The following is a 12531-nucleotide window of genomic DNA, read 5'->3' on the forward strand; positions in this document are numbered from 1 at the left end:
TATTCAAATAGTCACCGCTGGAAGTTACTGCGACCCTAAGGGCGGCTCCCGGCCTCGGGCCACGATCGCGTGCTGGCACCTTGTTGCCAGTAGCTAGCTGTCATCGCCACCCCGTGGTAGCGCCTTGACATCGCGGGGGGCGAGCTCAGATGCTGGTACGACACGCTATTATTGGCCGAAATCGAATACGCGCTATTTCGCGAAATTCATCTCTTTGGAGCAGAGGCCGGGATGAGCGACCAGCAGAACGCGCCGGACTCCAGAATGGCAACCCCTATTTTCGATCCGGCCGATGTCGCCGATCGGGTGGAAGAGCACCTGCTGCCACGGTGGCAGCCTCCAGGCGTCGACGAACATCCGCATCACCCCGGCCGAGAGCTTTCGCAACCGTCGCAGGTCCCCGGTGATGCGGTCGTAGACCGCCTCGCAGGAGAGCCCCCGCAGCTCCGGGTCGCGCAGCAGTCCCTCCGGCATCTCGCCCACGCCCATCTCGACCAGCCAGCCGTTGACGACGTAGTCGCACGAGGTTCGTTTAGTCCAGGTCACCTCCTTGGGTTCGCCGGTGCCATGACCGCGGGCCTCGCGTCCATCCGATCCGCGCTGATCTGGGCCAGCCTGGCCGGGGTGGGGCTGGTCGTGGAGAGCGTGCTGGTCCTGGGCCTCGGGATCGAGCCGGTCGTGGTGGCCGCCTGGGTGGTCGAGTTGGTGGTCGTCGTGCTGCTGGTCGGGGCGCGGCGGGCCGAGCCGGAGCCGGTGTCGGCGATTCGGTGGGGTTCATTGGTCGCCCTGGCCGGGGGCGCGGGCGCACTCGCTATCGGCGGAAATTTCACGCTGTTTCTGGTGATGCAGGCGCTGCCGGTGGTCGTGCTGTGCGCGGCGGTGCTCCGGCCGCTGGCCCGCCGTACCGACTGGGTGTGGTCTGCTCAGGTCAGAGTGCGGCTCACGTGGACCGTCGCCGGGACGTACGCCGGCCTGATCGCGTTCAGCCTGATGCAGGACCGGCGGGGATTGCCGCTGATCCATCCCGATGTGGCGAGCCTGGTCACGCTCGGGACCATGTTCGAGACGGCGGTCACCGTCGCCATCGCCGTGATGTGGCTGGGGCGGCGGGAGCCGCGCCAGGACCCGGCGGAAACTACTCGCTAGGAGAATCGATGCCCGCCGACGCCCCCCTCAGCCACGGACAGCTTTTCAGCTGGCGCGAGATCGCACGGTATCCGGACGACTGGATGCAGGACGCGAACCTCCCCACCGTCTGGGACCTGCGGGGGCTCCCGCTGGCCCGGGTCGAGAACGCGCTGCGCGCGCTGATGGACCGGCACGAGGCGCTGCGCACCACCTACCACGTGGTGGACGGGCAGCCGGTGCAGCGCGTGCACGAATCGGCGGAGCCGCCGATCGAGCGGGTGGACCGGGTGGTCCCCGACCGGCAGGACCCGGAGGACACCAAGGACGCGCTCTGCGCCGTGCCGTTCCCGATGGAGGGCGGCCTGTGCTGGCGCGGGCAGCTGGTCACCACCGACGGGTCGCCGGTGTTCCTGGCGCTGTCCTTCTCGCACCTGATCCTGGACGTGTGGTCGATCAACCACCTGACCGACCAGTTCCGCGCCCTGGTCGCCGACCCGGAAGCGGACGCAGAACTCGGGCCGACGCCGAGCGAGCTGGCCCGCGAGCAGCGGACCGAGCTGTGGCGGGAACGCAAGGAGGCGTCCGAGCGGTACTGGCGGCGCACCCTCGGCGACGTCCTGGCCGACCCGCTGCCGACCCTGCCGGCCCGGGTGAAGCGCAACCGCATCGAGGCGACCCTGCACTCGCACCGCCTCGGCGGGCTGGCCGCGCTGGCCGCCAGAAGGCTCGGCGTCACGCCGCCCGCGGTGGTGATGGCGCTGGTCGCGGCCGGTCTGGCCCGGCACACCAACACCGACACGGTGACGATGAGCCTGATGGCCTCCAACCGGTTCGCGCCGGAGCACCACCACGTGATCGGCACGATGAACCAGCTCATCCCGGTCGTCGCGGCGGTCGACCCTGGGTCGTCGCTGGGCGAGCACGTCAAGCGCCTGCACTGGGCCGGGACCAGGGCGTACCGCTACTCGTCCTATGACTTCGACCGCATCGCCGCGCTGGCGGCGGAGGCCGCGGCGCAGCGCGGCGACGAACTGACCCACGACTGCTGGGTGAACCAGCTGTTCCGCTGCTGGTTCAACTACGTGCAGCTCGACCGCCAGCCGTCCGACCCCGTCGCCAAGACCCCGGCCGAGCTCCTGTGGACGCCCCTGGCCCAGCAGTACGGCCAGCCGTTCCGGGTCAGGGTGTCGGTGTTCAACGGCCGGACCAGCATCCTGATGCTCGCCGACCCGACGATCATCCCGGCCGAGGGCATGGCGGACATGCTGCGCGTGATCGCGCTCGGCGTCCAGGTCGCCGCGACCGACCCGGAGACCAGCCTCAAGGACCTGTGGAACACCGACCACAAAACCCTGGCGCCGTCCCTGTTCCCCGCGGTGGTCCCCCGGCCGGAATGATCACACGAGCACTTCGACCGGCGCCGGATGGCTGAGAAACGCCGCCGGGCTCGCCGTCAGGCCGTACGCGCCGGCCTGGAACAGGACGATCAGATCGCCGATCTCGATTCGCGGGAGTTCCACTCGGTCGCCGAGCAGGTCGAGCGGTGTGCACAGGCAGCCGACCACGTTGACCGGCGCGTCCAGGGGCTCGCCCAGGCGGTTGGCCACGGCCATCGGATAGTTGCGCCGGATCACCTGCCCGAAGTTCCCGGACGCCGCCAGCTGGTGATGCAGGCCACCGTCCACGACCACGAAAGTCGTCCCCCGAGATTCCTTCCGGTCGACGACCCGCGTGATGTACACGCCGGCCTCGCCGACGAGATAGCGCCCGAGCTCGATGACGACGCGGGCCTGCGGCAGGTGGGGCTTGATGCGCTCGCGCATGAGCCGCGCCAGATTGTCGCCGATCGGGTCCAGGTCGAGGGGATGGTCGCGGCGCGAGTACGGGATGCCGAACCCGCCGCCGAGATTGAGGTACCGAACCGGCGGCGACGCGGCGGCGAGTTCGAGAATCAGGTCCACGGTGCGGTCCTGCGCCTCGCAGATGCTGTCGGCGCGCAGGTTCTGCGAACCCGCGAACACGTGAAACCCCTGGAAATCGACGTCATCGCCCAACCCGGCGAGCACCTCGGGCACACATTCCGCGTCGATCCCGAACTGCTGCGGCCCGCCGCCCAGGCGCATCCCCGAGCCTCGTACGGTGAAATCGGGATTCACCCGCAGCGCGACTCGCGCCTGAACCCCAGTGGCGGCGCTGATCCCGCGCACCCTGGCCAGTTCGGTCTCCGATTCCAGCTCCACGGTCACGCCGGCCGCGATCGCCTGGGACAGCTCTTCGACGGTCTTGCCTGGCCCGGCGAAACTGATCCGCTCGGCAGGCGTCGACGTGTCGAGCGCATGCCGCATCTCCTGCGCCGATGCGACGTCGAAGCCGTCGACCAGCCCGCTCACATGCTGCAACAGCGCGGGCATCGGGTTCGCCTTGACCGCGTAACTCAGCTGGATTCCGTCCGGCAGGACGGCGCGAACGGCGGCGACCCTGCGGGTGACGAGGTCGCGGTCGTAGGCGAAGAACGGCGTGCTCCCGACCCGGGCGGCGAGCCGCTCGACTGGGATTCCCCCGACGGTCAGGTGCCCGTCGCGGCGGCCTTCCCAGGTCATCAGGTCGCCCTCCGGCGGATCTCGGCGCGATCGAACTTGCCGTTTCCGGACCGGGGCAGCGCGGTGGCGACCACGATCCGGCGCGGCACCATGTACCGGGGCAGATCGCGTTCGAGCGCTGCGCGCAGCTCGTCCGGAGCCGCGGCGGTGAGCACCACGTGGAGCACCACGTGCTCCCCCAGGTCCTCGTCCGGTACGCCGACGGCGACGGCCTCGGTGACCAGGCCGGTCGCGTACGCGGCCTCCTCCACCTCGGTCGGGCTCAGCCGATACCCGGACGTTTTGATCATGTCATCGGTACGCCCGACGAAGTAGATGAACCCCTCTTCGTCCCGGTACGCGACGTCGCCCGACCACACGGCGATCTCATCGGCACCAGGAGGAAACGGCCGGAACCTCTCCGCAGTACGGACCGGGTCGTTCCAGTAGCCGAGCGACACCAGCGCCCCCCGATGCACGATCTCCCCTTCCTCGCCCGGGTCGCACGCCGAACCATCCGCCCGCACGACGAGCACCTCCGCGTTCGGGATCGCCTTGCCGATCGACCCGGGCCGGCGGTCGATCTCCGCGGGGTCCAGGTACGTGGATCGGAACGCCTCGGTCAGGCCGTACATCAGAAAGGGCTCGGCCTGCGGGAACGTCTCGCGCAGCCAGGCCAGCGTGGTCTTGGGCAGCCGCCCGCCGGTGTTGGCGAAATACCGCAGGCTCCGCGTCGCCTCGGCCGGCCACCGCTGCGTCGCGAGTTGCGCCCACAGCGGCGGCACGCAGGTCAGCGCCGTCACCCCATGCTGGGCGCAGAGCCGGACGACGTCGCGGGGCAGCAGGTAGTTGACCAGCACCACCTGAGCTCCGACCAGGAAAGACGTGGTGAGCTGGCTCAAGCCCGCGTCGAAACTCAACGGCAGCGCCGCGAGCACCACATCGCCGGAGGTGTGACCGAGGTAGCCGGCGACGCTCTCCGCGCCCGCGAGCAGATTGCCGTGACTCAGCACGACGCCCTTCGGCGGGCCAGTGCTACCAGACGTGTAGAGAATGGCCGCGATACCCGAAATATCGGGATCGGTGCTGGTGGAGGCGGCCAGATCGGTGCTGGCGGAGGCGACCGGATCGGTGCTGGCGGAGGCGACCGGATCGGTGCTGGCGGAGGCGACCAGATCGGTGGTCGTGGAGGCGGCCGGAACAGCCGCGGCGGTCGCTCCGGCCTGGTCAGGGAGGCTCGTGCCCAAGTCTCCGACCAGCAGCGTGCGCACCGAACCGCTCAGCGTGCGACCCCGCTCAGGAGTAGTGATCAGCAGCGCGGCGCCACAGTCCTCGATCACATACTCAACCTGCCGAGCCTTAAAAAGCGGATTTATCGGGACAAAAACCCCACCAGCCGCGGCCACCGCGAACATCGCCACGACCATTTCAAGCCGCTTCTCCGCATATATCGCGACCCGAGCGCCAGGCTCCAGCCCCCGCAACCCCTCAGCCGCCCGCGCGACCCGATCACGCAGCTCACCATAGGTAAGAGTCACGTCCTTGTACGTGACAGCCACATGCTCAGCGCCCCCGAACCGCAGCAGGTCCTCGAATCGCGTAAGCATGGCTCAGCCGACCCGCTCTGACTCCAGCAGCACCGCCAGCGCCGCCCACAGCGACCCCACCGTCGCGAACGTCTCCTCATCGAGGATGTCGTCAGGCAGTTCGAGGCCGTACCCGTCCTCCAGATCGACCAGCAACTGCACGACCCCCATCGAATCCAGCCCGAGCGCCGTGAGCTCGTCGCCGGGGGTCAGCTCACCCGGCTCGGCATACGGCAGATGCCGGCGAAGAATGGCCTGGAACTCGTGAGGTATTTCCATCAGGGGTCTCCTCACAATACCTGCGCTGAATTACCTCGTTTCAGAGTCGTTGAATTCCGCGACAGGTGTCAAGCAAGAACTCTGGCAGCTTTTACCCGAAGACAATATGCCAGCGCCAACCCGGTACGGCGACCTTATTCTCATTTAGCCTGAGTGGGCTGGACTGTTCAACCGTGGGAGGCCGGGATGTCCGGTGCGAAGAACGCGAATCTCGGCTGGGGCCAGCGTTATATCTGGCTCCGCTATCACGAACTGCCACCACACGCTCGCCACGATACACACATCATTCTGAATCTAGAGATTCCATCCGGTCTGACGATCCAGAACTGCCGGGCGATCCTCAACCAGCTGGTCCGCCGCCACGAGACCCTGCGCACCACCTACCACGTCGACCCCGACGGCGACCCGTACCGGGTGGTGCTCCCACCGGCCCCGTGTCCCCTCATCGTCATGACCACCGAGAAGGACGGCACACCCATGCCGGCCGAGGTCGTGGACCAACTCGGCCGCGCCGAGTTCGACATCGCCGCGGACCTGCCGATCCGGACCGCCATCAGCACCACCGCAGGCGAGCCCCGGCGGATCGTGCTGGTCCTGAACCATCTCGCGGTGGACATGTGGACGGTCCGTGAGCTCAAGCGCGAGCTGCGGCTGAACTGCGCTGCCCTGGTGGCCCGCCGGCCCGCCGCGATCGAACCAGTCCGGCACCGCCCATCCGATCTCATCCGGTACGAGGCGACCCTGGACCCGGGCCCGGCGCTGGCCTACTGGGAGAAGGAGATCGAGACCATGCGGGCGGACGCGTTCGCCGACCGCCGCAGGCCCGACGGGCCCCCGGAGACCCGGCGGGCGACGCTGGTCTCCCCAGCCTTGCTGGCCGCCTCGCGCAGGATCGCGGCCCGCCACCGGGTGTGGCCGTCGCAGGTGCACCTGGCGGCCTACACGGCGCTGATGGCCGCCTACACCGGCGGCCCGTCCTTCGACCACCTGACGTTCACGGGCAACCGCGAGACCGGCCCGTACGCGACGGTCCTGACCTGCATGTTCTCCCCGCTGCTCATGCGCGTCGACGTAACGGACGACCCGAGTTTCGCCGAGCTACTGGCCCGGGTCGCCGACCGATTCGAGCAGGCGCGGGCGCACTCCTACGTCCCGTACGACAAGGTCGTCGAGCTGCTGGCCAAGAAGGGCGCGCGGCTGGCGTCGGAGTTCAACTTCATCAAGCAGACCAGCCGCGAGTCCCGCGCGCGGCGCAGCCGGGTCACCTGGCAGGCGCCATCGGAAGATCACGGCGCCGACACCTACGTCCGGATCGACGAGTGGAAGGACGCCGTCGTGATCGCGCTGAGCGCCGCGTCCTCGGTCATGGAGGCGGACACCATCGAGCGCTTCCTGCGCGCCATGGAAACCGCGATCCTCACCTACGACGCGACCCCGGACGGCCTGCGGACCAGCGACATCGCCGCGCTGGCCGGCTTCCCCCCAGCACCTCCGCCCAGCCAGCAGACCGACCCGACGACCGGAGTCCGATCATGAGTGAAGTGTTCGCAGAGACCATAACCAAGTCCCAGCAGCTCGTCGGTTCGGAGCAGGAGCTCCGCGCCGCCATCGACCGCGAACTCGCGTCGGCCGCCCTGGACGAGCTCGTCGTCATGGGCGGCCATTTCATGCTGTTCGAGGAGGAAGGCACCGGCAAGCTCGTCCCCGGCGTCCTGGAGGAGCAGTCCTCCGGCACGATGCGCGACCGGATCGCGGGCCGGGTCGGGATCTTCCCGAAATACACCTGGCAGCTGTCCGTCGACCTGATCACGTCGTACGCGGAACTCGTCAACGACGCCAAGCTGCTGCTGCTGATCAACGACTGGCAGTACGTCCCCACCGGCGGCCGCCCCGCCAGCCAGCTCCGCGCCGAGTTCTTCGAAAGCTTCACCGAGCTGCCGGACGGCTACCAGCAGGTCCTGCGCGAGGCGGGTCTGGACGCGGGCAGCGTGCTGCCCAGCCGCAAGCACGCGCTGGCGTTCCCGGAGACGTGGCTCAAGTACCGCTTCCAGAAGGCCGCCGACAAGTTCGTCAAGCAGGGCAAGCTGGAAAAGCGCGTGCTGGAGTCCGGCGCGAAGGACACCGAGGTCGCGTTCCTTGACGAGGCAGGCAACTACCGCACGCTGATCAGCTGCGGCATCACCGGCTGCGCCGGCGAGATCACCGAGATGATCTCGGAGGTGTACCTGGCCGGCTACCGGACCATCGTGATCTTCGCCCCGGGCGAGTGCCTGTCCCCGGTGCGCACCGGAGTGGAGATCGCGCTCAGCCTCTACCGGCTCACCGGCATGGTCGTCGTGATCGCCGACCCGGGCGGCAGCGGCGAGATGTCCACCGACGAGATCTACTCAAAACTGGTGACCGTCAGCACCTTCCGGAGCTGAGATGGACGTCATTTACCTGGACAACTGCGCCACCACCCGGGTGGACGAGGCCGTGCTCGACGCGATGCTGCCGTACCTGCGGGAGGAGTTCGGCAACCCGTCCTCCCCGCACCTGCTGGGCAAGCGGGCCCGCCGGGCGGTGGACGCGGCCACCGAGTCGGTCGCCGGACTCCTCGGCGCGGAGCCGGCGAGCATCGTGTTCACCTCGGGTGCGACCGAGAGCAACAACATCGCGCTGCTCGGCGCGTTCGCGCACGGCGACCGCGCCCCGGTCAACGCGGTGTTCTGCCCCACCGACCACAAGTCGTCGCTGTCGATCGCCCGGGCGCTGCGCGAGCGCGGCGTCGACATCCGGACCATGGCGGTCCGGGCCGACGGCGTGGTCGACCTCCCCCAGTTCGCCAACCGGCTCGACTTCGACACCCGGATAGCCACGGTGGCCTGGGTGAACAGCGAGATCGGCACGATCCAGCCGGTCCGCGAGATGGCCGCGCTCTGCCACGAGAGCGGCGCGCTGCTGCACGTCGACGCCGCCCCGGCGGCGGGCCGGATCCCGATCGACGTGACCGGCACGGCCGTCGACACGCTGGCCGTGTCCGCCCACAAGATCGGCGGCCCGAAGGGCATCGGCGTCCTCTACGTCCGCCCGGAGATCCGCCGCCGGATCCGCCCGATCATCCACGGCGGCGGCCAGTACGACCTGCGCAGCGGCACCATCCCCACCCACCTGGTGGTCGGCCTCGGCAAGGCCTGCCAGCTGGCCGCCGCCCGGATGGAGGAGGACAGGAAGAAGGTCGCGCTGCTGCGCTCGATCGCGATGGAGCTGCTCACCCGCCGCATCCCCGGCCTGCGGATCAACGGGCACCCGCGGGCCGGCGTCCCGCACGTGCTGAACCTGGTGCTGCCGGGGGTGCGCGGCGAGAGCCTGGTCGCGAGCCTGCCGTCGGTGGCGCTGTCCACCGGCTCGGCGTGCAACTCCGACTCCCAGGAGCCCTCGCCGGTGCTCACCGCGATCGGGGTGAGCGCCGAGGACGCCAACAGCTCCATCAGAATGTGCCTGAGCCCCAGCATGACGGCCGAGGAACTGGTCAGGGGACTGGACCTGGTCTGCGACCGGGCCCATGGCCTCGCCGACGTCGTGGTGGCGATGCACGGCGCTGTCCTCTGAAGACGCGGGGCCCGCCGGAACTACGGCGGACCCCTCCTCACGCGCCGCTGGCCAGGAACTTTCTGGCCGCCTGCACCCCCGCCTGGAACCTGCTGGTGGCATCCAGGTCCCGCATCAGGGTGGCGATGTGCCGGCGGCAGCTCCGTACCGACATGCCGAGCTTGCGGGCCACCACCTCATCGGTGTAACCCTTCGCCATCAACCCGGCGATGGCCTGCCGCAGGTCGTCGGCCACGTTCGCGTAGCCGGACTCGGCGCCCTCCAGCGGCATCGCGGTGTCCCACAGGTGGTCGAACAGGTCGAGCAGGAACCGCACGATGCCGTCGTGGTGCACCCGCGCCACATTGGTCTCCCCATCGGCCAGGCCGAACAGCACGACCAGCGACCGGTCGAAGACGACCGCCGAGCGCGGGATGTGGCTGACCGTGCCGATCGCGGCGCCCGCGTCGGTGAGCTGCTTCAGCTTCATCCGGGTGGACAGGTCGGCCCGGTTCCGGTGCTGGCAGATGATCCGCACGGTGACGCCGCGCGAGAGCAGCGGCAGGTACGCCTGCGCCAGCTCCTCGGCGTCATCCTCGCTGGACTGCAGGACCAGCACCTCGGTACGGCACGCGTCGCCCGCCATCTTGAGAAAGCCCCGCACCTCCAGCGACCCGACCAGATACTCGATCTGCGACGGCGCCGCGGCAGGTCCGCCGTAGTCTTCTCGGAACACGTCGATCCGCTCCCGGATCTGGTCGATCAACTCCCGCCGCTGGTAGATCTCCCGCTCCACCGAGGAGACCAGCGCGTTCGCCGCGACCTGCGGGTCCACCGGAATGAACCGGCGGGCCGCACCGTCCACGGCGCGTAACAGGCGGCTCTCGACGAGCTGGTCCACCGCCTCGTTCAGCTCGCGCATCCCGATGCCGAGCTCGACGGCGGCCACGTCGAGCGCGTCGATGGCGCCGTTCCTGGTCGCGTAGCGGTAGACACCGGTGACGTGGGCGCCCCCGGCGCGGACGGAATCGGCAAGCCACGTGGTGGTCGAATTCTTCATGGACTGTCTCCTCAGAGGGTTCTCGTGCGTCGGCTGAACAGGACGAGGGACAGGCTCAGCAGGGCGGCGGCCATCAGGGCCAGTACGGCGACGTCGAGCAGCACGTCGCCGAGCCCGGTGCCGGGCCGGGACAGGGTCAGCAGGGCGTCCATTCCCCAGGCGTGCGGGAAGAGGCGGCCGATGGCGTTGAGCACGTCGCCGGCGGCCTCGCTGGGCCACAGGCAGCCGCCGAGCATGCCGAGCACGATGCCGAGCGGCGGCCCGATCGCGGACGGCTGCGCGGACGAGCGCACCAGGCTGCCCATCAGGATCGCGGCGCCGGTGGAGACCAGCGCGAACACCCCGACGACGACGGCGACGCCGAGCGGCTCGCCCCAGGAGACGCCGAACAGCAGCGAGCTCACCACCATGATCAGCACGGCCTGGGCGGCGGCCACAAGGAACCGGCTGAGCGCCTCGCCGAACAGGACGGCGCCGCGCCGCACCGGGGCGGTGAAGGCCCGCTGCAGCATGCCGATGCGGCGGCTCTCGGCGAGCGCGGCGGCGACGGCCATGGAGTTGATGAACGTGAACAGCAGCAGGTTGGCCGGGGCGGTGTAGGCGAACCCGCGCGGGGTGCCGGACGCGGTGTCGGAGTTGACCACTTCGACGTCGGCCGAGGCGTCCTGCGCCTTCCGTACCAGCGCGGCGGCCTCGGCCGGGGTCGCGCCGGCCGACGTGGCGGCGCGGGTGGCCTCGAGGACGGCCGCGACCTTGCCGACGGCGACGTCGACGGCGCTGCGGGCGGCCATGCCGCTGCCGTTGGACTGGGTCATGACCAGCTCGAACCTGGTCGAGCCCGGCGGGATGACGAGCCCGGCGGCCAGCGAGCCCTCCCGGACGCCGGCCCGCAGCTCTTCCTTGCCGGCGACGGCGGTGATCTCCAGGTCGGGGTGCGCGCGCAGTTCCGTCAGGACGGCGGCGGCCACCGGATCGGAGCCCTGGGCGACCACGCCGACCGGCAGCCGGGACGCGGCGGTGCCGCCGCCCAGCGCCATGCCGACGAAGATGATGCTGACGAACGGCATCACCACGATGAAGAACAGGCCGACCCGGTCGCGGGAGTGGCGGCGCAGGTTGGCGGCGACGAGCGCCAGGACGGGGTGCGGTCTCATCCGAGTAGTCCCTTCCTGAAGCCCATCGCGGCGAGCCCGAAGGCGGCCACGGCGATCGCGCACAGGACGCCGATCGGCGCGGCCACCGAGGCAAGACCCGCGCCGGAGCCGGCCAGGCCGGTCAGCCCGGTGGTGGTCCAGGCGTTCGGGGTGAACAGGGCGATCTTCTGGAGCACGTCGGGCAGGTTGTAGAGCGGGACCAGGCTGCCGCCGAAGAACGCGGCCACGAACGAGATCACCATGATCACTCCGTCCGCCTGGGCGTCGGTCCTGGCCCGGCTGGCGACCAGCATGGTGATCGCGGTGGCGGCCAGCACGTGCGCGAGCAGGAGGGTGAACACGGCCACCGGATCGCCCCAGGTGGAGCCGAAGATCAGCACCGAGGAGGCCCAGGTGACGCAGACGCTGACCATGGCGAGCGCGAACCCGACGACGGCCTTGCCGGCGATCGGGACCCAGGCGTGGATCGGCCCGGCCCGCATCCGGTCCAGGGTGCCCTGCTTGCGTTCGATCAGCAGGCTGCGGAAGGACGCGCCGACCACGAAGAAGGCGAACAGCGCGGCCATGCCGGCGCCGTAGTAGACCGACAGGTCCACCTTGCCGCCAGCCATCGGGTCGTTCTCCAGGGTCAGGGCGGGTCCGGCCGCGCCGTTGCGCTCCACGAACTCCTTGACCTCGGCGGCGGGGATGCCCGCGTCCAGGGAGGCGCGGACCGCGAGCGTGCGGGCCCGCACCAGGGACGAGATCCGGTCCACGACCGCGTTCGCGACCACTCCGGCCAGCGGCGAATCAGCCGAGGTCAGCACGCCGACCTGGCCGCCCTCGCCCGCGCCGACGCTCGCGCTGAACCCCTTCGGGAACACGATCGCGGCCCCGATGTCGCCGGCGTCCAGGGCGGTCTGGGCCTGCTCGCGGCCGGGCAGGTCGCGCAGCGTCAGCACGCCGTCGAGCTCGGTCGACGCCATGACCTCGCGGCGGACGCCGGCCGGGAACTCGCCGCCGTCCAGGTCGACGAAGCCCACGGTGGCCCGCAGCGGCGGGTCGTCGCCGCCGAGCGCCACCCCGAACAGGGTGGCCATGGCCACCGGCACGATGATCGCGATGACCAGGGCGGTCCGATCCCGCACCCGGGTGCGGAGCTCCAGGGCGCTCACGGTGAGCAGCGGTCGCAACAT

General features: G+C 69.9%; 12 protein-coding genes. 5 read left to right on the forward strand and 7 right to left on the reverse strand.

Annotated elements, in window-relative coordinates:
• Positions 1–192 precede the first annotated feature (192 nt).
• A complete protein-coding gene (locus ABGB08_RS04340) occupies positions 193–546 on the reverse strand; it encodes a hypothetical protein (RefSeq protein WP_347586494.1) in 354 nt (117 codons plus the stop codon).
• A 21-nt stretch (positions 547–567) separates the two neighbouring features.
• Here ABGB08_RS04340 and ABGB08_RS04345 point away from each other — a divergent pair, with 21 nt between their 5' ends.
• Both ABGB08_RS04345 and ABGB08_RS04350 read left to right on the forward strand, forming a co-directional pair.
• Positions 568–1146, forward strand: a complete 579-nt coding sequence (locus tag ABGB08_RS04345) for a hypothetical protein (protein WP_347586496.1) — start codon at positions 568–570, stop codon at positions 1144–1146.
• Positions 1147–1154: 8 nt separating this feature from the next.
• Positions 1155–2525: a condensation domain-containing protein gene (locus ABGB08_RS04350; RefSeq protein WP_347586498.1), complete on the forward strand. Its 1371-nt coding sequence runs from the start codon at positions 1155–1157 to the stop codon at positions 2523–2525.
• On the opposite strand, the gene ABGB08_RS04355 is transcribed toward ABGB08_RS04350, so the two are convergent.
• The 3 genes from ABGB08_RS04355 to ABGB08_RS04365 are packed head-to-tail and all read right to left on the reverse strand — an operon-like array spanning position 2526 to position 5572.
• Positions 2526–3728 carry a pyridoxal-dependent decarboxylase, exosortase A system-associated gene (locus ABGB08_RS04355; RefSeq protein WP_347586500.1) on the reverse strand — a complete coding sequence of 401 codons (1203 nt, stop codon included), beginning with the start codon at positions 3726–3728 and terminating at the stop codon, positions 2526–2528. It lies immediately after the preceding gene.
• Complete coding sequence (locus ABGB08_RS04360) at positions 3728–5314, reverse strand: acyl-CoA ligase (AMP-forming), exosortase A system-associated (protein ID WP_347586502.1); 1587 nt, start codon at positions 5312–5314, stop codon at positions 3728–3730. The genes ABGB08_RS04355 and ABGB08_RS04360 overlap by 1 nt, the downstream gene beginning before the upstream one ends.
• Positions 5315–5317: 3 nt before the next feature.
• On the reverse strand, positions 5318–5572 hold the full coding sequence (locus ABGB08_RS04365) for a phosphopantetheine-binding protein (protein WP_347586504.1): 255 nt from the start codon (positions 5570–5572) through the stop codon (positions 5318–5320).
• 186 nt (positions 5573–5758) lie between these two features.
• Here ABGB08_RS04365 and ABGB08_RS04370 point away from each other — a divergent pair, with 186 nt between their 5' ends.
• Genes ABGB08_RS04370 through ABGB08_RS04380 form a run of 3 tightly spaced genes read left to right on the forward strand, consistent with a single transcriptional unit; the run spans position 5759 to position 9163 of the window.
• On the forward strand, positions 5759–7108 hold the full coding sequence (locus tag ABGB08_RS04370) for a condensation domain-containing protein (RefSeq protein ID WP_347586506.1): 1350 nt from the start codon (positions 5759–5761) through the stop codon (positions 7106–7108).
• Complete coding sequence (locus ABGB08_RS04375; protein WP_347586508.1) at positions 7105–7995, forward strand: LPD16 domain-containing protein; 891 nt, start codon at positions 7105–7107, stop codon at positions 7993–7995. Before ABGB08_RS04370 ends, ABGB08_RS04375 begins: the two co-directional genes overlap by 4 nt.
• 1 nt (position 7996) lies before the next feature.
• Positions 7997–9163, forward strand: coding sequence for a cysteine desulfurase family protein (locus tag ABGB08_RS04380; protein WP_347586510.1), 1167 nt, complete (start codon positions 7997–7999; stop codon positions 9161–9163).
• Between the two features lie 37 nt (positions 9164–9200).
• Here ABGB08_RS04380 and ABGB08_RS04385 read toward each other — a convergent pair whose 3' ends face one another.
• The 3 genes from ABGB08_RS04385 to ABGB08_RS04395 are packed head-to-tail and all read right to left on the reverse strand — an operon-like array spanning position 9201 to position 12531.
• The gene (locus tag ABGB08_RS04385) at positions 9201–10202 is read right to left on the reverse strand and encodes a hypothetical protein (RefSeq protein WP_347586512.1); all 1002 of its coding nucleotides are present in this window, start codon (positions 10200–10202) and stop codon (positions 9201–9203) included.
• A gap of 11 nt (positions 10203–10213) precedes the next feature.
• A complete protein-coding gene (locus ABGB08_RS04390) occupies positions 10214–11356 on the reverse strand; it encodes an ABC transporter permease (protein WP_347586514.1) in 1143 nt (380 codons plus the stop codon).
• Entirely contained in the window at positions 11353–12531 is a 1179-nt protein-coding gene (locus ABGB08_RS04395) for an ABC transporter permease (protein ID WP_347586516.1), read from the reverse strand. Before ABGB08_RS04395 ends, ABGB08_RS04390 begins: the two co-directional genes overlap by 4 nt.

The sequence above is a fragment of the Acrocarpospora sp. B8E8 genome, from assembly GCF_039871605.1.
Classification (GTDB): domain Bacteria; phylum Actinomycetota; class Actinomycetes; order Streptosporangiales; family Streptosporangiaceae; genus Acrocarpospora; species Acrocarpospora macrocephala.